Source organism: Novosphingobium anseongense, assembly GCF_037482895.1.
In the GTDB taxonomy this organism is placed as follows: Bacteria; Pseudomonadota; Alphaproteobacteria; order Sphingomonadales; family Sphingomonadaceae; genus Novosphingobium; species Novosphingobium anseongense.
Genome location: NZ_JBBHJZ010000002.1, coordinates 973627 through 997327, shown reverse-complemented (window position 1 = coordinate 997327; position 23701 = coordinate 973627). Strand labels below are relative to the sequence as shown.

General features: G+C 67.0%; 18 protein-coding genes and 1 tRNA gene. 11 read left to right on the top strand and 8 right to left on the bottom strand.

Translation table 11 applies throughout. The features are described from left to right. Positions 1 to 104 precede the first annotated feature (104 nt). The 6 genes from WG901_RS13560 to WG901_RS13535 all read left to right on the top strand — a co-directional run bounded on the left by WG901_RS13560 (position 105) and on the right by WG901_RS13535 (position 7308). Positions 105 to 2045: a flavin-containing monooxygenase gene (locus WG901_RS13560; protein ID WP_339587601.1), complete on the top strand. Its 1941-nt coding sequence runs from the start codon at positions 105 to 107 to the stop codon at positions 2043 to 2045. Continuing rightward, positions 2042 to 4129: an acetate--CoA ligase family protein gene (locus WG901_RS13555; RefSeq protein ID WP_339587600.1), complete on the top strand. Its 2088-nt coding sequence runs from the start codon at positions 2042 to 2044 to the stop codon at positions 4127 to 4129. Before WG901_RS13560 ends, WG901_RS13555 begins: the two co-directional genes overlap by 4 nt. Next, positions 4126 to 5025: an enoyl-CoA hydratase gene (locus tag WG901_RS13550; RefSeq protein ID WP_339587599.1), complete on the top strand. Its 900-nt coding sequence runs from the start codon at positions 4126 to 4128 to the stop codon at positions 5023 to 5025. Before WG901_RS13555 ends, WG901_RS13550 begins: the two co-directional genes overlap by 4 nt. Further along, a complete protein-coding gene (locus WG901_RS13545) occupies positions 5022 to 6155 on the top strand; it encodes an acyl-CoA dehydrogenase family protein (protein ID WP_339587598.1) in 1134 nt (377 codons plus the stop codon). Before WG901_RS13550 ends, WG901_RS13545 begins: the two co-directional genes overlap by 4 nt. A 6-nt stretch (positions 6156 to 6161) precedes the next feature. Continuing rightward, positions 6162 to 7193 (top strand): acyl-CoA dehydrogenase family protein, encoded by a 1032-nt coding sequence (locus WG901_RS13540; protein WP_339587597.1) that lies wholly within the window; start codon positions 6162 to 6164, stop codon positions 7191 to 7193. A 41-nt stretch (positions 7194 to 7234) separates the two neighbouring features. Beyond that, positions 7235 to 7308 (top strand) — tRNA-Gly (locus tag WG901_RS13535). A 5-nt stretch (positions 7309 to 7313) separates the two neighbouring features. Here WG901_RS13535 and WG901_RS13530 read toward each other — a convergent pair. The 5 genes from WG901_RS13530 to WG901_RS13510 form a co-directional block, all read right to left on the bottom strand. Then, entirely contained in the window at positions 7314 to 7565 is a 252-nt protein-coding gene (locus WG901_RS13530; protein WP_339587596.1) for a hypothetical protein, read from the bottom strand. A gap of 194 nt (positions 7566 to 7759) precedes the next feature. Continuing rightward, a complete protein-coding gene (locus WG901_RS13525; protein ID WP_339587595.1) occupies positions 7760 to 8677 on the bottom strand; it encodes an SDR family NAD(P)-dependent oxidoreductase in 918 nt (305 codons plus the stop codon). 43 nt (positions 8678 to 8720) lie between these two features. Next, positions 8721 to 9932 (bottom strand): CaiB/BaiF CoA transferase family protein, encoded by a 1212-nt coding sequence (locus tag WG901_RS13520; protein WP_339587594.1) that lies wholly within the window; start codon positions 9930 to 9932, stop codon positions 8721 to 8723. A gap of 185 nt (positions 9933 to 10117) precedes the next feature. Further along, positions 10118 to 11245 carry an FAS1-like dehydratase domain-containing protein gene (locus WG901_RS13515; RefSeq protein WP_339587593.1) on the bottom strand — a complete coding sequence of 376 codons (1128 nt, stop codon included), beginning with the start codon at positions 11243 to 11245 and terminating at the stop codon, positions 10118 to 10120. A gap of 25 nt (positions 11246 to 11270) precedes the next feature. After that, positions 11271 to 12848 carry an acyl-CoA synthetase gene (locus WG901_RS13510; protein ID WP_339587592.1) on the bottom strand — a complete coding sequence of 526 codons (1578 nt, stop codon included), beginning with the start codon at positions 12846 to 12848 and terminating at the stop codon, positions 11271 to 11273. 120 nt (positions 12849 to 12968) lie between these two features. Between WG901_RS13510 and WG901_RS13505 the strand changes: the two genes are divergently transcribed. The 3 genes from WG901_RS13505 (at position 12969) to WG901_RS13495 (ending at position 16933) form a co-directional block, all read left to right on the top strand. Next, on the top strand, positions 12969 to 13775 hold the full coding sequence (locus WG901_RS13505) for an IclR family transcriptional regulator (protein ID WP_339587591.1): 807 nt from the start codon (positions 12969 to 12971) through the stop codon (positions 13773 to 13775). Positions 13776 to 13984: 209 nt separating this feature from the next. Then, the gene (locus WG901_RS13500) at positions 13985 to 16456 is read left to right on the top strand and encodes a TonB-dependent receptor (protein ID WP_339587590.1); all 2472 of its coding nucleotides are present in this window, start codon (positions 13985 to 13987) and stop codon (positions 16454 to 16456) included. Positions 16457 to 16528: 72 nt separating this feature from the next. Then, entirely contained in the window at positions 16529 to 16933 is a 405-nt protein-coding gene (locus tag WG901_RS13495) for a nuclear transport factor 2 family protein (RefSeq protein WP_339587589.1), read from the top strand. A gap of 29 nt (positions 16934 to 16962) precedes the next feature. Here the strand turns inward: WG901_RS13495 and WG901_RS13490 are convergent, their stop codons facing one another. The 3 genes from WG901_RS13490 to WG901_RS13480 all read right to left on the bottom strand — a co-directional run bounded on the left by WG901_RS13490 (position 16963) and on the right by WG901_RS13480 (position 21006). Then, entirely contained in the window at positions 16963 to 17412 is a 450-nt protein-coding gene (locus WG901_RS13490) for a MaoC family dehydratase (RefSeq protein WP_339587588.1), read from the bottom strand. Positions 17413 to 17554: 142 nt separating this feature from the next. Next, a complete protein-coding gene (locus WG901_RS13485) occupies positions 17555 to 19399 on the bottom strand; it encodes an acetyl/propionyl/methylcrotonyl-CoA carboxylase subunit alpha (RefSeq protein WP_339587587.1) in 1845 nt (614 codons plus the stop codon). A 5-nt stretch (positions 19400 to 19404) separates the two neighbouring features. Beyond that, the gene (locus WG901_RS13480) at positions 19405 to 21006 is read right to left on the bottom strand and encodes a carboxyl transferase domain-containing protein (protein WP_339587586.1); all 1602 of its coding nucleotides are present in this window, start codon (positions 21004 to 21006) and stop codon (positions 19405 to 19407) included. 96 nt (positions 21007 to 21102) lie between these two features. Here WG901_RS13480 and WG901_RS13475 point away from each other — a divergent pair, with 96 nt between their 5' ends. After that, a complete protein-coding gene (locus WG901_RS13475; protein ID WP_339587585.1) occupies positions 21103 to 22035 on the top strand; it encodes a LysR family transcriptional regulator in 933 nt (310 codons plus the stop codon). Positions 22036 to 22047: 12 nt separating this feature from the next. Further along, positions 22048 to 23685 carry a carboxylesterase/lipase family protein gene (locus WG901_RS13470; protein WP_339587584.1) on the top strand — a complete coding sequence of 546 codons (1638 nt, stop codon included), beginning with the start codon at positions 22048 to 22050 and terminating at the stop codon, positions 23683 to 23685. Positions 23686 to 23701 lie beyond the last annotated feature (16 nt).

The window sequence follows — 23701 nt, the reverse complement described above, 5'->3', positions numbered from 1 at the left end:
CGCCGGCGCGATGCCGGTAAAGAATGAACACGACCTATTGCAATATGTCCAGCAGCGGCTAGTGCCATCTGCAAGAGCCGACCGAATTCGCGAGCTGGATCGACATGACAAGCAATCCCGATTCCCATGCCTTCCAGGACCTCGTAGCGAGTCCGCCGGAGGTTCTCGAAGCGCATCTGGCCGCGCTCGATCCCGTGCCGCTGCTGCTGGTCTACACGCATCTCTCGGGCGACGAATCGCTGCTCGATCGGTTCCGCCCGCACATCAAGGGCGCCTGGTCGTTCGAAGTCGACATCCCCGAGCATCTCCAGGCGGAGCTGCGCGCGAAGGTGACCGCAACCTTCCGGGAATACGCCGCGAACGACCGCCCGCTGCCGCCTGCGCCAGATGCGGAGCGGCTCCAGCGCATGTGCGACGTCGCCGTCGGCCAGGTCGTCCCGCCCGAATATCTGCCGATGGTGCTCGAAGAGCTTAACTTCGGCACGGGCGACGCCAAGTCGGTGCCCTGGCGCAAGCCGGTGCCACGCGAGGTCTTGGACCGCTATCACGTGCTGGTGATCGGCGCGGGCTACTCGGGCCTCGCCATGGCGATCAAGCTCAAGGAAGCGGGGATCCCCTTCACCGTCGTCGAGAAGAACGACGACGTCGGCGGCACCTGGTATGAGAACTCCTATCCGGGCGTCGCGGTCGACACGCCCAACCATTTCTACTCCTACTCCTTCCGCACCTCGTCCGACTGGGACCACTATTTCGCCCAGGGACCGGAGATCATCGACTATATCCGCACCGTGTACCGCGAGGCGGACCTGGCCGATCACATGCGTTTCGAGCAGGAAGTCGTGCGCGCCGTATGGGACGACGACGGCCGGGTCTGGGCGGTCACGATCCGCCGCAAGGACGGCAGCGAATATCAGCTCACGGTCAATGCCCTGGTCAGCGGCACCGGCCTGTCCAACCGTCCCTCGATCCCCGACATTCCGGGGCTGGAGGACTTCAGGGGTCCCAGCTTCCATTCGGCGCGCTGGGACCATTCGCTCGATCTCGCGGGCAAGCGGATCGTCCAGATCGGCACCGGCGCGAGCGGCATGCAGCTCGGCCCCAAGGTCGCGGAAGTCGCCGGCCACCTCACCATCTTCCAGCGTTCGCCGCACTGGGCGCGCCCCAACCCGCTGCTCTATGCCGAGGTCAGCGACGGGCTCAAATGGGGGCTGGAGCACGTCCCGTTCTACACCAAGTGGTGGCGCTTCCAGCTGCTCTACGCGACCTCGGACGGCATGCTGCCGCATCTGCGCAAGGACCCCGACTGGCCCGAGCCGGAAACCTCGCTCAACGCGTTCAACAAGGGCATCCGTGAGCAGTTGATCGCGCACATGCGCGAACAGCTGAAGGGCGACGAAGATCTGCTCGCCAAGGTCACGCCCAGCTTCCCGCCCTATGGCAAGCGCATGCTGCGCGACAGCAACTGGTTCAGCGCGCTGACCCGAGACAACGTCGAACTGGTGACGGGGCCGGTGCGGGGGATCACCGCCACCGGCGTGGTCGACGAGGACGGGGTGGAGCACGCAGCCGACGTCATCATCTTCGCCACCGGTTTCAAGGCACGGACGCCGCTGTTTCCGATGGACATCGTCGGCACCGACGGCTCGCTGCGCGACAAATGGGGCGACGACGATCCGCGCGCGCACCTGGGCATCACCGTGCCGCACTTCCCCAATCTGTTCATCCTCTACGGACCCGGCACCAACGGCGGCCACGGTGGCAGCGCGGTGTTCAACTCCGAATGCCAGGTGCGTTATACGATGCTCGCACTGCGCGAGCTGATCGAGCGCGAGGCGAGCAGCCTCGAGGTCCGCCGCGAGCCGTTCGACGCCTATCAGGCCGAGTTCGACGCCGAGCACGAACAGTTGGTCTGGACCCATCCGGGCGTGAACAACTGGTACAAGAACAAGGCCGGCCGCGTTGTGACGAACAACCCCTGGCGGCTCTCGCGCTACCGCAACATGACCGCCACCTTCGACACCGACGAGTACGAGATCAAGGCATGAGCCTGAACGCCCTTCTGAGCCCCAAGTCGATCGCGGTAGTTGGTGCTTCGGACAACCCAAAGCGTATCGGCGGCGTACCGGTCGACCTGCTCAAGCGCGCCGGTTTCGCGCGGCTCTATCCGGTCAATCCGAAGAACGAGACCGTGCAGGGGCTGACCGCCTACGCCGATATCGAGAGCGTGCCCGAAGTGGTCGACCTCGTCATCGTGGCGCTCTCGGCCGAGGCCACCCTGCCCTATCTCGAACGCTGCCACGCGCTGGGCATTCCCGCCGCGCTGGTTTTCGCCTCGGGCTATGCCGAGACGAACGAGCCAGAGGGGATCGCCCGCCAGGAGGCGCTGACCGAGTTCGCGCATCGTACCGGCATGAAGGTCGCCGGCCCAAACGCCATGGGCAATGCGAACTTCCCGGCGGGCGTGTTTACCACCTTCGGCCAGTCGTTCCAGCCCGGCGAGCCTGCCGGCGAGACCGCGCTCGTCACCCAGAGCGGCAACATGTGCGCGACCGTGTTCCGCCTGGCGCGCCGCGCCGGCGTAACCTTCAGCCAGGTGATCAACACCGGCAACGAAGCCAGCGTCGAGCTCAGCGACTATCTCGATCATCTGGCCGAAGATCCGAACACCAGCTCGGCGCTCTGTTACGTCGAAGAACTGCGCAACGGGCCGAAGTTCCTCGCCGCCGCCGCCAAGTTCCGCGCGGCGGGCAAGCTGCTCGCGGTCTACAAGGTCGGTGCTTCGGAAAAGGGCGCCGAGGCCACGCGCTCGCACACCGCGGCGCTCGCTGGCGATTCTGCTGCCTACGACGCCGCCTTCGCGCGCGCCGGAGTGGCGCGGGCCAGCGAGCTCTCGGTGCTGGCCGACCTCGCCTATCTACATGGGCTGGGCGCCAAGATCGGCGGCAGCAATTGTGCGATCCTGTCGATCTCGGGTGCAGCCGGAGCAATCCTCGCCGATGCGCTGGCGCTGAACGGCGCGGAAGTGCCCACCCTGCCCGATGACGTGCAGCGAGCAATCAGTGCGCAGATCCCGGGCCACTCGATGGTCTCGAACCCGATCGACATGACGGGCAACATCGTCAATTCGAACGATTTCCTCAGCGAATGCATCCGCCTGGCGCTGAGCCCCGACGATATCGACCTGCTGCTGCTTTACACGCCGGGCGCCTTCCTCGCGCTCGACCAAGTCGAAAAGGCCGCGGCGGCAAGCGGCAAGGCGATCATCGTCATCGACACTTTCGCCATGGCCGACCGCGATCGGCTCGCCGCGGCGGGGATCGGCTATTTCGACGACTTCGATCGCGCCGCCCGCGCGATCGCAGCCTATGGCGCGTGGAAGAAGGCCGATACGGGAACGACCATCGCTCCGCCTGCAAGCGCAAGCTGGCCAACGCTCCCCACCGATCGCAACGCCCTGTCGGAGACCGAAGGCAAGGACGCGCTGGCCGCTTTCGGCATGCCCGTGGTCCACGATTCGCTCGTCCAGACAGCCGCCGAAGCCCGGATTGCCGCCGACAAGGTCGGCTACCCTCTCGTCGCCAAGCTCGTCAGCCCCGACGTCGCGCACAAGACCGAGCATGGCCTGATCCGCCTCGGACTCAACGATGCCGACGCAGTTGCCGATGTTTTCGAAACGATGATGGCCAAGGCGCGTTCGATGCATGTCCACATCGAGGGCGTCACACTCGAGCCGATGCTCCAGGGCGGTGTCGAGATTCTCGCCGGCGTCACGCGCGATCCGGTTTTCGGCTGGATGCTCACAGTCGGCCTCGGGGGGGTCTGGACCGAGCTGATGCAGGACGCCTGCCACGCCCTGCTGCCGGTCGATGCCGCGCAAGCCGAGGGCATGCTGCGCAGCCTCAAGGGCTTCAAGCTGCTCGACGGCTATCGCGGCGCGCCCAAGGCCGACGTTGCCGCCGCCGCCCAGGCCATCGCCGCGTTGGGCGCGGCCGTGCTCGCCGGCGGCGATCGCCTGCGCGAGGTCGAGATCAATCCTCTGCTCATCCTGCCACAGGGCAAGGGCGCGGTTGCGGTCGATGCGCTGGTGCTGCTCAATGCGACCGAAACCAAAGTGGAGGAGCCGGCATGAGCGACGATCTGGTCCAGCCGCAGAAGGTCGACATCGTCTACGAGACCGAGGAGCCCGTGCTCTATGAAGTCACGGATGGCGTCGCCTGGATCACGATGAACCGCCCGCAGTTCAACAATGCCCAGAACGGGCAGATGACCTATGCGCTCGACGACATGTTCCGCCGCGCGACCCATGACGACGCGGTCCGCTGCATCGTCCTCGCCGGCACGGGCAAGCATTTCTCCGCGGGCCACGACATCGGCACGCCGGGCCGCGACCTGCATCACGAGTTCGACAAGCGCGAGATCCTGCCTGGCCACACCAACAAGCCCGGCGCCGAACTGCTCTACACGCGCGAACAGGAGCAGTACCTCGGCATGTGCCGCCGCTGGCGCGACATTCCCAAGCCGACCATCGCGATGGTGCAAGGCGCCTGCATCGCCGGCGGACTGATGCTCGCCTGGGTCTGCGACCTGATCGTCGCCAGCGAGGACGCCTTCTTCCAGGACCCGGTCAATCCGCTGATGGGCATTCCCGGGGTGGAATACTTCGCCCACGCCTATGAACTGCCGCCGCGCGTGGCCAAGGAATTCCTGCTGCTGGGCGAGCGGATGAAGGCCGACCGCGCCTATCAGTTCGGCATGGTCAACAAGGTGGTTCCGCGCGAGGAGCTGCGCGCAGCGACCGAGGCCTGGGCGAACAAGCTCGCCGGCCAGGGCCGCCTCGGCAACTGGCTGACCAAGCAGGCGGTCAACCACGTCGAGGAACTGCGCGGCAAGCGCGCGGCGATGGATGCGGTGTTCCACATGCACCACTTCGCCCACGCGCAGAACGACCTCGTCACCGGCAGCTCGATCGGCGGGGTCAGCGGCAAGTCGGCGGCCGCGGCGAACAAGAAGAACGCGGGCGAATGAACTTAGAATATACCCCCGAACAGCGCGCCTTCCGCCAGGACGTGCGCGCCTGGATGGAAGCCAACGTCCCGCGCGAACGGCTTCCCTCGTTCGATCTCACGCGCGAAGGCTTCGAGGCGCACCGCGACTGGGAGCGCAAGCTCAACGAGGGTCGCTGGGGCATGGTCACCTGGCCCGAGGAACTCGGTGGCCGCGGGCTCGACCTGATCCGCTGGCTGATCTTCGAGGAGGAATACTACCGCGCCCAGGCCCCAACGCGGGTCAACCAGAACGGCATCTTCCTGCTCGGCCCGACGATGATGGAATTCGGCACGCCCGAGCAGAAAGCGCGCTTCCTGCCGCGCATGGCGGCGGGCGACGACATCTGGGCCCAGGCCTGGTCCGAACCTGGCGCGGGCAGCGACCTAGCCGGCGTACGCTCGACAGCGACACGAGACGGCGACCACTACGTCCTCAGCGGCCAGAAGATCTGGTCGAGCCGCGCGGTCTTCGCCGACTGGGCCTTCGGCCTGTTCCGTGAGCCCGGCAGCGAGCGGCACAAGGGCCTGTCGCTGATCCTGTTTCCGCTCGACGCCCCCGGCGTCACCCGTCGCCCGATCGAACGCATGGACGGCGAGCAGGTGTTTGCCGAGATTTTCCTCGACGAAGTGCGCGTACCCGTCACCGACCGCCTCGGCGGCGAAGGCGAAGGCTGGAAGGTCTGCATGGCCACCGCCGGCTTCGAACGCGGGCTGCTGCTGCGCAGCCCTGCACGCTACCAGCACGCCGCGAGCAAGCTGATCGCGCTTTACGAGGCGCACAAGGACAGGCTGCCGGCATCGATAGCCGAACGCGTCGCCAAGAGCTGGATGGACGCCGACGCCTACGCCCTGGCGATCTACGCGATGTGCTCGCGCCTCGCCGCAGGCGGCACGATCGGGCCCGAAAGCTCGACCAACAAGATCTTCTGGTCCGAGATGGACATGGCGCTCGCGCAGACCGCGCTCGACATCCTCGGCGCAGGCGCGGAACTGCCCGGCGAGTGGCTCGACTACTACGTCTTCGCGCTGGCCGGGCCGATCTACGCGGGCTCGAACGAGATCCAGCGCAACATCATCGCCGAGCGCATGCTCGGCCTGCCGAAAGGCTGAAACCCCGTGCATTTCGCCTTCACCGAAGACCAAGCCGCGATCACCGAGGCCGCGCGCGACATGCTCGTCGAGAGCTGCACCCCGGCCGACCTGCGCCGCCTGCTTGCGAGCGGCGAGGCCTTCGATGCCGCGCGCTGGACGACGATCCGCGACATGGGCCTGCTCGGCATATGCGTGCCCGATGCTCAAGGCGGGCTCGGCCTCGATACGATCGACCTGATCGGCATAGCCGAAGCCGCTGGTTACGTTGCCTTGCCCGAGCCTCTGGTCGAGCAGGCCGGACTCGTCGCCCCGCTGCTGGCCAGGCTCGGCGGGCCGGTCGAGCGGGTGCTGGCCGGCGAGGTCTTCGCGATCGGTCATCCGGCCAATCCCTTCGTCGCCGACGCCGACGGCGCCGGTGCCCTGCTGCTCTATCATCAGGGCGAAGTACACCTCGTCGCGCGCGACGCGGTGACGCTCGCCCGCGCCGAGAGCTTCGATCCCTTCCGACGTCTGTTCCGCGTCGACTGGACACCGTCGCAGGCCACACGTCTGGCCGATGACTGGGGCGATACCGTCGAGCGTGGCCAAGTGCTTGCCGCTGCTCAGGCGATCGGCCTCGGTCAGCGTTGCATCGACATGGCCGTCGCATACGCCAAGGACCGTCACCAGTTCGGCAAGCCGATCGGCTCCTACCAGGCGATCAAGCACCTCGTCGCCACGGCGCAGGTCGCGATCGAGTTCGCGCGCCCCGTCGTCCAGGCGGCTGCCGCGGAACTGCCACTCGGCAATGTCGCATCGCGCGCACGTGCCGCCCACGCCAAGCTCGCCGCGACCGAAGCCGCACAGCTGGCAGCGCAAACCGCGGTGCAGGTCCACGGCGCCATGGGCATGACCTGGGAAGTCGACGTCCACTTCTTCCTCAAGCGCGCACGCGCGCTCAAGACCGCCTGGGGCACTCCCGGAGCGCACACCGCTACGGTGATCGAACGCATGACCGCGGCACCGACCGGGCCTGCGATGACGTTCGCCAGCGAGGTCGCGCAAGCCGCTGGTTGACCAAGCCCCGCTTTCTGTGGCACCTGCCGGCGCCTTCGGACGCGGGTGTAGCTCAATGGTAGAGCAGCAGCTTCCCAAGCTGAATACGGGGGTTCGATTCCCCTCACCCGCTCCAGACGTCTAAGCCGCGAAGTCCTTGAGCGCCGCGTCGACCATCTGCCGCCACAGTTCTGCATCGCCGGCATCGGCCATGATCGCGTCGGGCTCGCGCAAGGTCTTGAGCACCGCGACGGCATCGTCCTGATAGGCATACCAGCGGGCGTCGACCTGTTCGGCGGCCGAGCTGTCGTCGCCATGGGCGTTGGCGCTCAGCCGCTGGCCGGCCAGGACGCGGGCGATCCGTTCGATCGCGCTCAGTTCGGAAACGGGCATCGCGCTCTCCTTCGGCGGTTCAACCCGCCGGCGTCGCGGCGGTTCCGCCGGGAACCCTTTCGCGCGCGGCACCGTTGTCAGGTCGGAGGAGAGACGATGACCCTGATTTCGATGATCGTTGGCGGCGCCTTCGTCGGCTGGGCGACGCGCCGGGCTTTCGAAGAGGCCTAGCGCCGGCCTGGCGCGGAAGGACTTCAGCCGCCGTTCTTGCGCGCCATGTCGAAGCCGAACAGCAGGTGGTCGAGCTCGCCCTGCGGGACGGGCGCGAAGACCAGCGGCGTTTCGGCTGCGCGGATCGCGTCGATGTCGCTGGCCACGTCCTCGATCGTCCAATCCTTGCGGAACACGCCCTCGCTCTCGGCGACGAAGGCGCGCGCGACGCGGCCGCCCATGGCGACGAGCATCTCGCCCGAAACCGAACAGTCCTCGTGGCTCAACCAGGCCACCGCCGGCGCGACCATCTCGGGCTCCATCGGCGGGAACTTGCTCGTGTCGATCCCCGCCGACATGCGCGTGACCGCCGCCGGGATGATGACGTTGCTCTTGATCCCGGCGTCCTTGCCCTCGATCGCGGCGGTGTTCGACAGACCCATGAAACCGGCCTTGCACATCGCGTAGGTCGCGTTGTTGGCCTTGCCGTAGAGCCCGTTGATCGAGCCCGTCAGGACGATGCGGCCATAGCTTTGCGCGGTCATCACCGGCATCGCCTCGCGCACCATGTTGAAGGCGCCCTTGAGGTGGACCGCGAGCACCGACTCGAAATCCTCGTAGGACAGTTCGGTCAGCGAGCCGCGGCGGACGTTGCCCGCCGAATGGATCAGGATGTCGAGGCGGCCGAAGGCGTCGAGCGCGGTCTGGACGATCGCCTTGGCGCCTTCTGGCGTGGCGACCGAATCGAGGCTGGCGACGGCTTGGCCACCGGCGGCCTTGATCTCGGCGACGAGCGCATCGGCGGGACCTTCATCGGTCGTATCACCCGACATCGACACGCCGGGATCGTTGACCACGATCTTCGCCCCGCGCGCGGCGAGCAGCAGCGCATAGGCGCGACCGAGGCCACGACCGCCGCCGGTGATCACCGCCACGCGATCGTCGAATCTCAGCTCAGCCATGGCACTCTCCCGTATACAATCGGCGCAAATGTCTAGAGGCGCCTTAGCGGACTGCCTTCGCCGAACGCAATGCGGCGATCTCGTCCGCCGACAGCCCGAGAACTTCGGCGAGGATCGCATCGGTGTGCTGGCCGAGCACCGGGGGCGCCGCGGGCTTGGGCTGCTTCTCGTCGAACTTAATCGGCCGGTTGACGATCGGGATCGTACCGAGCGTCTGGTGCTCGACCTCGACCACCATCTCGCGCGCCACGGTCTGCGGCTGCGCCAGCGCCTCGGTCACGCCGAGGATCGGCGCGTGCGGCACCTCATATTTCGTGAACAGCTCGACGAGTTCGGCGACCGTGTAGTTCCGGGTCACCGCCGAGACGATCGCGTTGACCTCTTCGCGCGCTTCGCGGCGCTTGAGGATCGAATCGTACCGCGGGTCGCTGGTGTTCTCGGGGCAGCCGAGCGCCTCGCAGATCTTGCCCCAGAACGAGTTGGTCAGGCAGGCGACGATGATCGAGCCGTCCTTCGCCGGGAAGGCGCCATAGGGCACGAGGTTCGGGTGCTGCGAGCCCTGCGGCTTGGGGTCCTCGCCGTTGAACCAGGCGAGCTGGGCGATGTAGCCGAGCAGGCCGAGCATACCGTCCATCAGGCTGATGTCGATGCAGCGGCCACGCCCCGTGCGCTCGCGCTCGTAGAGCGCCGAGATGATCGCGATCGGGCCGTTGATCCCGCCGACGAGATCGCCGAGCGGGATGCCGAGCTTGGTCGGCTGCTGGCCGGGCTCGCCGTTGACGCTGAGCGCGCCCGACATGGCCTGGAGCACGATGTCGAAGCTGGGCCGGTCCTTGAGCGGGCCGGTCTGGCCGTAACCCGAGATTGCGCAGTAGATCAGCCGCGGATTGGCTTCGGACAGCTCAGCATAGCCGAGGCCGAGGCGGTCCATCACGCCGGGGCGGTAGTTCTCGACCACGATGTCGCACTGGGCGGCAAGATCCTTGGCGAGCTGGACGCCTTCGGGGGTTTTGAGGTCGATGACGATCGACTTCTTGCCGCGGTTGACGCTGAGGTAATAGTGGCTCTCGCCATCGCGGATCGGCGGGAAGTCGCGCGTCTCGTCGCCGCTGCCCGGCGGTTCGATCTTGAACACCTCGGCGCCGAGATCGGCCAGCGCCAGGCTGGCGGCGGGCCCGGCCAGCACGCGGGTGAAATCGAGCACGCGGACTCCCGCGAGTGGGCCGGCCCAGGTGGGGGTAGCGCCTTCAGTCATCCCATTGCCCTAAGAGCTTCGTCATGCCCGCGAAAGCGGGAAACCCCATCCTTCCAGGCTTCGACGCGTGGCCCGGTTCGGAGGGAGACCCCGCCTGCGCGGGGATGACGGTAAATCCTGTTTCAAAACGCACGATCCCGGCCGCGCCGAAGCGCGACCGGGATGCGTGTTGGTATCCCGAAGGATCAGCCCTTCGTCGGCAGCTGTGCGACCGAGGTACCGAAGGCCGAAAGCTCGCCGCGGTGCGTCGTCGCCTTCTGCTCGACCTCGACGTACTTCTTGCCGTTCTCTTCGAACTTCTTGGTGACGGTGCCGTCGATGAACACCACGTCGCCGTCCGGGTTGTGGCGACGAATCTGGCAGTTCGACTTGTGCAGGAAGCCGTCGTCGCCGATCCAGTTGGTCATCTGGTGCGTCAGCCACGAGCAGCGCTCTGGGCCGTAGTCGTAAGCGCCCGGGGCGCCGACCTCGAGAGCGAAGTCCTCGTCCCAGTGCACGCGCTCGGGGCAGTCGGGCACGTTGAAGCGGTTCTTGATGCCGAGGCCCGGGTGCGCCTGCTGCATCTTCCAGGCCATCTTGTTGGCGCGGATGTAGAGGCCGCCCCAGCCCTGGGCATAGGCGATGAAGCCCGTGACGGTCATCGGACCCTTGATCATGCGCGGCAGCACGTCGCCGACGTTGACGTCCTCGAAGTAGCGCGGGGTCGCGCCGCGGACTTCCTCGTTCGCGTAGTATTCGCTGAACTCGGCCAGCTGCTCTTCGGTGAAGGGCTCAACGCGGCCGCGGGCTTCGGTGTACTTCGTGCCGCGTTCGCGCGCTTCGTCGCGGTCGGTACGGAACACCCACGAGTCGGCGCCGGCAACGTGGTCGCCATGCTGGTTGTAGAAGTCGACGTGATAGATCTGCTGGAACGAGCGACCGGCGAACTTGGTCTGATGCTCGACCAGGTCCTTGAGGTGCGCTTCCGAAGAGATCACGTCGTTGCGCAGGACCGGCTTGTGCCAGGTCCAGTCCGAACCGGCCCACATCGCGTGAACGCCCGAAAGACCGCCCGAGTAGCCCGAAATGATGCGGTTGGTCGAGAACAGGAAGCTCGGCAGCGCGACAATCGAGCCATACTGCGTGTTCTTCGCGTATTCGGGATCGGTCCAAAGGCGGTTATCGTCGCCGATGCCGTGAGCATAGTGGCGGATCGCGTCGCGCGAAGCTTCGTAGTTCCACGGCTCGATCGAATTCTCGATCTTCACGCCGATACGGCTGCGGAGCGACGCGAGGCCCTCCTCGGTGATCTTGGGGAATTTGTTGTCGGCCATCGTTTCTTCCTTCTGAAAGGTGGGGTTAGACCGCGGCGGCGGCTGCCTTGGCAGCCTCCTGATCGCGGAGCATCTTGCGGTGAACCTTGCCCGCGGGATTCTTGGGCAGTTCGGCGACATATTCGACGATACGCGGGAATTCGTGCTGGGCCAGCCGCTCGCGGGTGAAGTCCTGCAGTTCCTTGGTCAGCGCGTCGCTGCCTGCCACGTTGCTTACGACGAAGGCCTTGACCACCTGACCGCGCGCTTCGTCGGGCACGCCGATCACGCCGCATTCGAGCACATTGTCATGGCGCAGCATGGTGTTCTCGATCTCGACCGCCGACATCGTCCAGCCAGCCGAGATGATCACGTCGTCGGCGCGGCCGCAGTGGTAGAAATAACCGTCCTCGTCGGTCTTGGCGCGGTCCTTTGTCGAGAGCCAGCCGCCGCCCCGCCACAGCATCAGTTCGCCGATCTCGCCCGGATCGGTGATCGAACCGTCGGCGCGGTGCACTTCGAGCTTCTGGCCCGGAACCGCCTTGCCGAGCGAGCCGGGCTTGACCACGAAATCCTCGGCGCCCGGATAGTTGACCAGGACAACGCCGATCTCGGTCGTGCCGTACATCGAGCAGGCCGGGACATGGAAATACTGGTCGATCCACTCGAGCGTCGCCGGGTCGATCGGCTCGCCGGTGTAGGACAGCTTCTGGAAGTGGAACGCGTAGTCGCCGCCCTTCCCGCTGTTCTTCATCATGCGGTAGTGCGTCGCTGCCGCCGACATGTTGGTGATGCCGAACTGGTCAAGCGCCTGCATCAGCCGCACCGGATCGAAGCGGCCGGCGAAGGTGCCGGTGGTGACGCCCATCGCCAGCGGCGCGAGCGTGCCGTGCCACAGGCCGTGGCCCCAGGCCGGGCTCGACGGGCAGAAGAACTCGTCACCCGGGCGGATGCCGGTACCGTAGAGCGCGGCGAACATCAGCGTCACCAGCGTGCGGTGTGAATGCTTGACCGCCTCGGGCAGCTCGCGCGTGGTGCCGCTGGTGTACTGGAAGACGGCCATGTCGTTGGCCTTGGTCTTCGGTTCGTAGGTCGCCGGATACTGCTTGATCTCGTCGAGCAGGCCCTGGTCGGCGACGACGACGCGCGGGGCGCCGTCGGCATTCACCGCGCCACGCGCCAGATCGGCCTTCTCGGCATTAGTGATCAGAATCGTCGGGTTGCAGTCGCCAACACGCAAACGCAGTGCATCGGGGCCGAAAAGGGTGAACAGCGGCACCGAGATCGCACCGGTCTGCATCGCGCCGAACAGGCAGACGTAGAACGGCAGGCTGGGCTCGAGCATGAAGGCGATGCGATCGCCCTGCTGGATGCCCTGCGCGTCGAGCCAGTGCGCGAACTGCGCGGCGCCCGCGGAAATCGTGTCGAAGCTGAGGATCTCGTCCTGGCCGTCCGCATGGGCGATGCGCACGGCTGCGCGGCCCGAACCGTCGGCGTGACGGGTGATGCATTCGTGCGCAATGTTCAGATAGTCGCGGTCGCCGTCGAACAGCTCCCACAGCGCCGCGGAATTGGCATGGGCCTGCGCATCGGCATAGCTCGTGTATTCGGTCAGCTGGGCCATCGATCCACCAGGTTGGGGTTGCGTCTCAGGATGCGACGAATCGTCCGCCGCCTCTCTCCATCGCCCTCATGGCAGAAAGCCCTTGTCGTTGTAAATATAGAATGATATTCAATATATTGAATGAAAGACAACACTACCCCTGCCGACGATCGTCTCGCCAAGGCGGTCAAGGATTCCAAGGCCCCGGCGATCTCGCGCGCCGCGGCCGTTCTGCGCCTGCTCGGCAAGAGCGAGACGCCCTTGGGCCTCCAGCCGATCGCGCGCGAGCTCGGGCTCGTGCCCTCGACCTGCCTCTACGTGCTGCGCGCGCTAACCGCCGAGGGCCTCGTCGCCTTCGATGCCGATACCAAGCGCTATACGCTCGACGCCGGCGTGCTGACGCTTGCGCGGCAGTGGCTGAGCCGCAACGAGTTCCCCGACCTCGCCCAGCCCGCGCTCGACCGGCTCGCGCAGAAGTTCGGTGTGACCATGCTGGGCGTGCAGATCTTCGGGCTCGACCGGATCATCGCAGTGGCCGTATCGCAAGCCGGTGCCTTCCAGGTCAGCGTACAAGTCGGTAGCCGCTTCCCCGCGCTGATCAGCGCCACCGGCCGCTGCATCGCCGCTTTCGGCGACTACCCCGAGGCGCAGCTCGAAGCGCGCTTCAAGCCGCTGCGCTGGGACGATCCGCCGAGCTTCGTGGAATGGCAGGGCCAGGTCGCGCAGACCCGTGAACAGGGCTTCGGCATCGACGAAGGCAATTACATCGCCGGGGTCACCGTGCTTGCCGCGCCGGTCTGGAAGACGCCCGACCACGCGCGCACGCGCCCGAGCCATGCGCTCGTCGCGATCGGCCTCGGCTCCGCGCTCAGGCGCAATGGTCTCGCCGACCTGCAGGACGCCCTGCTCGCGACGGCACAAACGCTTTCCGGGCAGCTGGGCGGATAACGGCACACCGTTGCAATATTGAGACAGTTGACACGCAAGTTCCGTAAAATCCGGAAAGCGTATTGCCCGGTATCATTTCGATTCATATTGATCCGCCTCGAAGACAGGCGTGCGCGACGGCCGCCGAGATCGCGATGCCCTTGCGCGCGATCAAAGTCGGCGCCCGAGGCGCCATGCGACAGTGAGCTCGATAAAAGAGGAGACACGGGATGAGGTGCAAGACGATCTTTCTGGGCGGCTGCGCGCTGCTCGCCACGATGAGCACGGTCACGCCGGCCCTGGCACAGGACACGGGCACACAGGCCCAGTCGAACGATGCCGCCAACGAGGGCGACATCATCGTCACCGCCCGCCGCCGCGACGAGACCGCACAGGAGACCCCGGTCGCCCTGACCGTGCTCAACGACGCGCTGCTCGATCGCTACGGCGTTCGCGGCGTCGCGCAGATCCAGTCGCTGACGCCGGGCCTCTACACGGGTGAATCGTCGGGCGCGATGGGCGGCACGATCTCGCTGCGCGGCATCGGCTCGGGCGATTCCATGGCCTTCATCGACCAGGCCGTGTCCTCGAACATCGACGGCGTGCCGATCAGCTCCGCGCAGATCCTGCGCGCCGCGCAGATGGACCTCAAGCAGATCGAAGTCCTGCGCGGGCCGCAGGCGCTGTTCTTCGGCAAGAACAGCCCCGGCGGCATCATCTCGCTGACCACGGCCGATCCGGGCAAGGACACCGAGGCGCTGCTGCGCGGCGGCTACGAGTTCACCGCGCGTGAGAAGTATGTCGAGGCGATGTATTCGACGCCGATTTCGGATACGGTCGGCCTGCGCATCGCCGGCCGCTATTCGGACATGGACGGCTATTTCAAGCTGGTCTCGGCGCAGGTTCCCGGCGCCGTGCCGATGGATATCGACCGCTTCCCCGACCAGAAGGAGCTGTTCCTGCGCGGCACCTTGAGCTGGACCCCGTCTGACCGCGTCTCGGTGCGCCTCAAGGCGACCGTCACCGACACCGACATGATCGGCGGCTCGTCGCAGTATTCGGACATCGTCGCCTGCCCTTACGGCACGCCGCAGCGCCCGGGCGAAACATCGTTCAACTGCCTCAACGACCGCACGCTGCTGATCTCGCAGATCCCGGCCTCGACCATGGCGATCAGCCCCTTGTTCGAGAACCCGAACGGCGCGCGCTACAACAACCAGACGCTGCTCAGCGGCCAGCTCGACTGGGACGTGACCGACACGCTCAAGCTGACCTCGGTCACCGGCTACTACAACGTCAAGGAGCGACTGACCTCGAACGGCGGCTATGGCCCCTACAGCAACAACGCCTTCGCCGTGCGCTTCAAGAACGAGCAGATCAGCCAGGAACTGCGCCTCGCCTCGGACTTCGACGGACCGGTGAACTTCCTGCTCGGCGGTTTCTATGAAGACCGCAAGCTGTTCACCTCGACCATCATCGTCCAGCCCTTCGGCGCGGTGCTGACCCCCGCGCTGCCGGCGACGCCGGTTCCCGCCAACACCCGCCTGCCGATCGAATCGACGAACCAAAAGCAGGAGTCCTATTCGGGCTTCGGCCAGCTGATCTTCGATCCGACCGACCAGATCCAGGTGACCGCGGGTGCGCGCTATACGCACGAGGTCAAGAACCTGCTCGACTACTCGGTCGCGCTGGGCACGGCTGCGGGCTACGGCGCGCCGGTCAACGTCGCCGCCGATCCACGCTACGGCAGCCGCCGCCTAGCCTACAACGACTTCTCGCCCGAGGCGACCATCACCTGGAAGCCCGCCACCGACGTGATGCTGTTCGCCTCGTACAAGGAAGGCTTCAAGTCGGGCGGCTTCGACGCGGGCTATACGGGCGGTGCGATCGTCGCCAATCCGGCGCGCGGCCAGACCTTCCAGCCCGAGCACGTCAAGGGCGGCGAGATCGGCCTCAAGTCGCGCTTCGCCGATCGCCAGGTGACCTTCAACCTGACCGGCTACTGGTACGACTACTCGGGCTTCCAGGTTTCGGTGTTCGATACGATCAGCCGCGCCTTCCGACTGCAGAACGCTGGCACCGCACGCGTCCGCGGCATCGAGGCCGAACTGCGCTATAGCCCCGCCTCGGTTCCCGGGCTGAGCTTCCACGCAACGGGCGCGTTCAACGACGCCAAGTTCCGCCGTTTCGATACGGCCGACTGCTATCAGGGCCAGACGCAGGCGCTGGGCTGCAACCTCGTGCAGAACACCGCCACGGGTGTCTTCACCGCGCAGAACCTGTCGGGCAAGCGCCTGCGCAAGGCACCGCAGTTCGCGGCGACCTTCGGTGGCTACTACGAGACGCCGGTCTCGACCGGGCTGATGCTTGGTCTCTCGGTCGACGGCTCCTATTCGGGCGGTTACGAGTACGGCACCAACTACCAGCCGCTCGCCTACCAGGGCGCCTATGCCAAGCTCGACGCCACCCTGCGCCTGTTCAGCGAGGACAAGCGCTGGGAGTTCGCGGTGATCGGCCGCAACCTGACCAACAAGCTGAACCTCATCAACGGCATCGATCGCACGGGCACGGGCAGCGGCAAGGGCACTGCGCTGGCCAGCTGCACCGTCGCCTTCCAGACCGGCTGCGCCGCGATGTCGGACATCATCGGCACGCCGACGATGCCGCGCACCGTCGCGCTGCAGGCGACGTTTAGGTACTGAGACCGGTACTGAAGCTTGTGACGATGCCCCGCAGCGTGCCAAGGCGAACGGCACGCTGCGGGAGCTTCAAGCATGAGTGACCAGACCGAAACCAACAAGCGCCTCGCGGTTGCGCTGCTCGAAGCCTCGGGCAAGCACGACGGCCCGGCCTTCGCGGCGCTGATGCATCCCGAGGCGACCTGGGAGACCGTCGGCAAGCCGCACCTCTTCGCCTATGCCGGTGTCCAGAACCGCGACAAGATCTGTGCCTATATGGCCAGCCCGAGCATCTTCGTCGGCGGCGTCGAAACCCGCTTCGGCGACATCACCGCCGAGGATGATCGGGTGGCGGTCGAGGCCGCGACCAAAGGCACGCTGCCCGACGGGCGCGTCTACACGAACACCTACCACTACCTGTTCACCTTCCGCGACGGCCTCGTCTGGCGCGTGAAGGAATACATCGACACGCAGTCTGCGGCGGAGTTCTTCGCGAAGTAAGATCCTCCCCCAGGGGAGGATCTTGGAGATCAGCCCTTGCCCTTGAGCAAGACCGTCCGCAGCATAGTCAACGCCGTCTCGCCGCGCTGGTTGGTCAGTTCGTGCTGGAACACGACGATACCCTGCCCCGGCCTCGACTTGGACTCGCGCTTCTCGATCACCTCGGTCGAGCAGGTCAGCGTGTCGCCGATGAAGGTCGGCTTGGGCGTGACCACCTTGTCGAAGCCGAGGTTGGCGACGAGCGTGCCCACGGTCGTGTCGGCGATCGACAGGCCCACCGCGAGGCTGAAGGTGAAGGTCGAATTGACCAGGATCTTCCCGAACTCGCTGGCCTTGGCATATTCGGCATCGAGATGCAGCGGCTGCATGTTGTGCGTCATCGCACTGAACAGCAGGTTGTCGGTCTCGGTGACCGTGCGGCTCGGCTGGTGGACGATCCTGTCGCCCACGCTCCATTCGTCGAAATATCTACCCGGCATTTCATCCTCCCCGGTACGGGGAGGGGGACCGCGACGCGAAGCGGCGGGGTGGAGGGGGCTCGCCCCCAACGCCGCGCCAGCCCGAGGGCCCCCTCCACCATGCTGCGCATGGTCCCCCTCCCCGTACCGGGGAGGATTTCCATCAATCTTCTTTGGCCTCGATCCGCGCCAGCAGCGCGTCGACCTGTACCTGCGCACCCGCCACGGCGTTGAGCTCGGCCACGGTGCCGTCGAACGGCGCGGTCAGCGTATGCTCCATCTTCATCGCCTCGAGCGTCAGCAGCTTCTGGCCCTTGGTCACGGTGTCGCCCGCGGCAACCTCGACCGCGATGACCTTGCCCGGCATCGGCGCGAGGATCGCGCCGTCGCCGCCGTGTCCGCCGTGCGAGCCGTCCTTGCGCCAGGGGGTCAGTTCCCAGACCATGCCACCCTCGGCGATCAGCACGCCGGTCACGGGTTCCTCGCTGCCCTCGCCGGTCAGCGCGATCTCGATCGGCTCGCCGTCGAGCAGGAACTTGGCCGTACGGCGCGCGGGCGCATTGAGGCGGAAACCGAAGCTCTCGGCCACCGGCACCAGCGAATCCGCGGCATCGGACAGCGCCTCGTCGGACGGCAGCGGCTCGACCGCCATGGCCTCGCCGTCGCGGCCGATCAGACCGGTGTCGACCGTGCCCGCGGCGAAGTCGGGATGCGCCAGCGCCTGGATCAGGAAGGCGGCGTTGGTCTTGACCGGCCAGACCGCCGAGTCCTCGATCATGTCGGACAGCCGCTCGCGCGCCTCGTCGCGGCTCTCGCCGTGAGCGATCAGCTTGGCGATCATCGGGTCGTAGAACGGCGAGACCTCGGCGCCTTCGTAGACGCCCGTGTCGATGCGGCCGCCCTCGGTCTCGCCGAGATCGAAGACCTCTAGCGTGCCGATGCTCGGCAGGAAGCCCTTGGCCGGATCCTCGGCATAAAGCCGCGCTTCCATCGCCCAGCCGTCGATCGCAAGCTCGTCCTGCTGGAGCGGGATCGGCTCGCCCGAAGCGACGCGCAGCTGCCATTCGACGAGGTCGACGCCGGTGATCTCTTCGGTCACCGGATGCTCGACCTGGAGCCGCGTGTTCATTTCCATGAACCAGATGCGATCGGCGCGCAGGCCCTCGGAGCCGTCGGCGATGAATTCGATCGTGCCCGCGCCGACATAGTCGACCGCCTTGGCCGCACGCACCGCGGCCGCGCAGAGCTCGGCGCGGGTGGCTGCGTCCATGCCCGGTGCCGGGGCCTCCTCGATCACCTTCTGGTGGCGCCGCTGCAGCGAGCAATCACGCTCGAACAGATGGACGACATTGCCCTGCGTGTCGCCGAAGACCTGGACCTCGATGTGCCGCGGCGAGAGGATGTACTTCTCGATCAGCACGTGGTCGTTGCCGAACGAGCTCGCCGCCTCGCGCTGGCACGAGGCCAGGCTGTCGACGAAGTCCGCGGGGTTTTCGACCAGCCGCATGCCCTTGCCACCACCGCCGGCGACGGCCTTGATCAGCACCGGATAGCCGATCTTGCCGGCCTCTTCGGCGAGGTGCGCCGGGTCCTGGTTCTCGCCCATGTAGCCGGGCGTGACGGGCACGCCGGCCGCCGCCATCAGCTTTTTGGCTGCGTCCTTGAGGCCCATCGCGGTGATGCTCGAAGGCTTGGGCCCGACCCAGACGAGCCCGGCGTCGGCGACGGCCTGGGCAAACGCGGCGTTCTCCGAGAGGAAGCCATAGCCCGGATGGATCGCCTCGGCGCCGGTGGCCTGGGCCGCGGCGATGATCTTCTCGCCGATCAGGTAAGACTCGCGCGCCGGCGCCGGGCCGATGTGCACGGCCTCGTCGGCCATCTGCACGTGGAGCGCCTGGGCATCGGCGTCCGAGTAGACCGCGACGGTGCGGATACCGAGCCGCCGCGCTGTGCGGATGACCCGGCAGGCGATCTCGCCGCGGTTGGCGATGAGGAGGGATTGGATCATGGTCATCACATCCTGAACACGCCGAACTGCGGCCGGTCGGGTATCGGCGCTTCGAGGCTCGCCGCGAGGGCGAGGCCGAGCACGTCGCGCGTCTGCGCGGGGTCGATCACGCCGTCGTCCCAGAGCCGCGCGGTCGCATAGTAGGGGTTGCCCTCGTCCTCGTACTTCTGGCGGACGGGCGCCTTGAAGGCTTCGGCCTCCTCGGGCGTCCAGCTCGCGGCGTCGCGGTGGACCGTGGCGAGGACCGAGGCGGCCTGCTCGCCGCCCATCACCGAGATGCGCGCGTTGGGCCAGGTGAACAGGAAGCGCGGCGCATAGGCGCGGCCGCACATGCCGTAGTTGCCCGCGCCGAAGGAGCCGCCGATCAGCACGGTGATCTTGGGCACGGTCGCGGTGGCGACGGCGGTGACCAGCTTGGCGCCGTGCTTGGCGATGCCCTCGGCCTCGTACTTGCCGCCGACCATGAAGCCCGAGATGTTCTGGAGGAACAGCAGCGGGATCTTGCGCTGGCAGGCGAGCTCGATGAAGTGCGCGCCCTTCTGCGCGGACTCCGAGAACAGCACGCCGTTGTTGGCGAGGATCGCCACCGGATAGCCCTGGATATGCGCGAAGCCGCAGACCAGGCTCGAGCCGTAGAGCGCCTTGAACTCGTGGAACTCGCTGCCGTCGACGAGACGCGCGATGACCTCGTGCACGTCGTAGGGCGCGCGCACGTCCTCGGGGATGATGCTGTAGAGATCCTCGGCTGGGTATTTGGGCTCGCGCGCTTCCTGGATATTGAGGCCGTGCGCGTGCCGCGGGCCGAGGTGCGAGACGACGTCGCGCACGATCGTCAGCGCGTGCTCGTCGTCCTCCGCGAGGTGGTCGGTCACGCCCGACTTGCGGCTGTGGAGATCGCCGCCGCCGAGGTCCTCGGCGCTGATCACCTCGCCCGTCGCCGCCTGCACCAGCGGCGGGCCGGCGAGGAAGATCGTGCCCTGCTCCTTCACGATCACGCTCTCGTCGGACATCGCCGGCACATAGGCGCCGCCGGCCGTGCACGAGCCCATGACGCAGGCGATCTGCGGGATGCCCTTGGCGCTCATCTGCGCCTGGTTGAAGAAGATCCGGCCGAAGTGGTCGCGGTCGGGGAAGACCTCGGCCTGGTGCGGCAGGTTGGCGCCGCCGCTGTCGACCAGATAGACGCAAGGCAGGTTGTTCGCCTCGGCGATCTCCTGCGCGCGCAGGTGCTTCTTGACCGTCAGCGGGTAATAAGTGCCGCCCTTCACCGTCGCGTCGTTGCAGACGATCATCACCGGCCGGCCCGAGACCTGGCCGATCGCCGCGATCATGCCCGCGCCGGGAATGTCCTCGCCATAGACGCCGTCGGCGGCGAGCTGGCCGATCTCGAGCAGCGGCGAGCCCGGATCGAGCAGGCGCTCGACGCGGTCGCGCGGGAGCAGCTTGCCGCGGCTCGTGTGCCGCTCGCGCGACTTGGCATTGCCGCCGAGCGCGGCCGTGGCGACGCGCTCGCGCAGCTCGGCGGCGAGCGTGCGGTTGTGCGCGGCGCGGGCCTGGGCCTCGGGACTGTCGGAGTTGAGTGCGGTCTGGAGCACCGGCGCGCTCATCGAAGATCCTCTCGTATCGTCTGTTGCCGGCTATCTAGCCCCGTGCGGCGCCGTGCGGAAATTGAAAGAATCGCCGCCGCGTAATAGACAGTGTCTATGATAGACCAATATATGCTGCGCTATTTCCTGGCCGTGGCCGAGACCGGCAATTTCAGCCGCGCGGCCAAGAGCGTCAGCGTGACGCAGCCGACGCTCTCGGCCGGGATCGCCAAGCTCGAGCGTCAGCTCGGCACCCGGCTGTTCGATCGCGACCGCCAGGGCGTGGCGCTGACCCCAGCGGGCAGCCGCTTCCTCGCCCGCGCACGCCGCATCGCCGAGGAATACGACCGCGCGCTGCAGGACATCCAGCACCGTCCCGAGCCTAGCGTGCTGCGCGTGGGCGTGCTCAACACGGTTCCCACGGCAACGGTCGAGCACCTCTTGGTGCGGCACGGCGAGAGCGGCGGCAACGAGGTCGTCGAACTGCTCGACGGCAGCGAGCGCGACCTCGCCGAACGGCTCGATCGCGGCCGACTCGACCTGGCGCTGACCGTGATCCGCCCACACCATGCGCGCTTCAAGCCCGAGCTGCTCGCGCGCGAGCGCTACCTGATGGTCCTGCCGCGCGACCATCCTTTCGCCCAGGCCGAGCGCGTCGCGCCCGAGGATCTCGCCGGCGACCGCATGGTCGTGCGCCGCCACTGCGAGGCCCTGCCCGAGATCGACCGGTTCTTCACCGCGCGCGGCGTGCGGCCGCGCTTCGTGCTCAAGACGACCAGCGACCAGCGCGTGCTGGCCGTGGTCCGCGCCGGCCAGGGCGTAGGCATGATGCCCGAGAGCTTCGCCGATCCGATGGTTTCGATGGTCCGCGTCGCCGACTTCGCGCTGACGCGCGATATAGGCGTACTCTATGCTGCGGGGCGCGAACCCGAGGCTTTCGCCGGCAGTTCGTTCCTTTCGCTGCTGCGCGAGCACTACGAACGATTGGTTCGAAATAGCCAATCTTGCATCCGTCACCATCTTAGTTCATTTTTCGAACAAATAAACTAAGGGAGAGCCAGGATGGAAACGAGTCGTCGTCAATTCGCCAAGGGAACCGCCGCCGCCGCGAGCCTTGCAGCCGCATCGGCGCTGCCCGGAATCGCGCGCGCAAAAAGCGCGGGCGAACCCGTGGTCGAAACGCGCGCGGGCAAGGTCCGCGGCGTGCTCGCCGATGGGGTCTACAGCTTCAAGGGCATTCCCTACGGCGCGCCGACCGGCGGCAAGAACCGCTTCCTGCCGCCGCGCGCGGCCGAGCCCTGGACCGGGATCAAGGACTGCCTCGGCTGGGGCAACATGGCGCCGCAGGGCCAGTCGACCGCCAATCCCTCGGCCGGCATGGGCGCCGAGATGGGGAAGTTCTTTGGCACGGCCGCGGGCACGCAGACCCCGGTCAGCGAGGACTGCCTGTTCCTCAACGTCTTCACCGCCGGGCTCGACGACGGCGCCAAGCGGCCGGTCATGGTCTGGATCCACGGCGGCGGCTTCGCCATCGGCACCGGCGCCGGCCCGCGCACCGACGGATCGAACCTCGCGCGCAACCAGGGCGTGGTCTCGGTCTCGCTCAACCACCGGCTCGGCGCGATGGGCTATGCCTATCTCGGCGGCTTCGATCCCGAATTCGCACGGAGCGGCAACCAGGGTCAGCTCGACCTGATCCTCGCGCTCGAATGGGTGCGCGATAACATCGCCCGCTTCGGCGGCGATCCCGACCGCGTGATGATCCACGGCGAGAGCGGCGGCGGCGCCAAGATCTGCACCCTGCTGGGCATGCCCAAGGCGCAGAGCCTGTTCCGCCGCGCCGCGCTGCAGAGCGGCACGGCGACGCATGTGCCGACCATCGACGGCGCGACCGAATGGGCCGAGATGCTGCTCAAGGAAGTCGGGCTCGACCGCGCGAACTTCCGCAAGTTGCAGGACGTGCCGATGCAGCAGATCCTCGAAGCTCAGGCCAAGATGGAACGCGCTGGCCGTCCCGGTCCTCGCCGCGGCTTCGTCCCCACCGCGGGCACGCCCGACTTGCCGCTGCAGCCCGTCGATGCAGTCGCCGCCGGGCACTGCGACAAGCCGCTGGTGATCGGCAGCGTCATGCACGAGATGGCGCTGATGCTGATGGGCATGGGCGTCGATCCGCGCTCCATCGACGAAGGCAAGCTTGCCCAGATGTCGGGCATGTTCTTCGCCGACAAGGCGCCCGCGCTCGTCGCTGGCTACAAGGCCAACCACCCCGACTATACGCCCGGCGACCTGATGGTGCGCATGTGGTCGGATTCGATGCGCATGGGCGAAATCGAGCTGGCCGAGGCCGCGGCCAAGGCGGGCAAGGCGCCGGCCTACATGTATCTGTTCGACTGGCACAGCCCGGTCCTGCCGCACCTCAAGGCCGCGCACGGCATCGACGGCTCGTTCTACTTCGACAACACCGAGGCGCTGCCGATCACCGAGAAGAACGCGGGCGCACGGCTGCTGGCGCGGCGCGCGAGCACGGCCTGGGCCAATTTCGCCAAGACCGGCACCCCCGCGGCGCAGGGCCTGCCGGCCTGGCCCGCCTACAGCGCGGACAAGCGCGAGACGATGATCCTCGCCGCAGAACCGCACATCGAGAACGACCCGCTGGGCAAGGACCGCGAACTGCGCGTCCGCACCACCGGCTATCTATAACGGAGCGACGAGACGA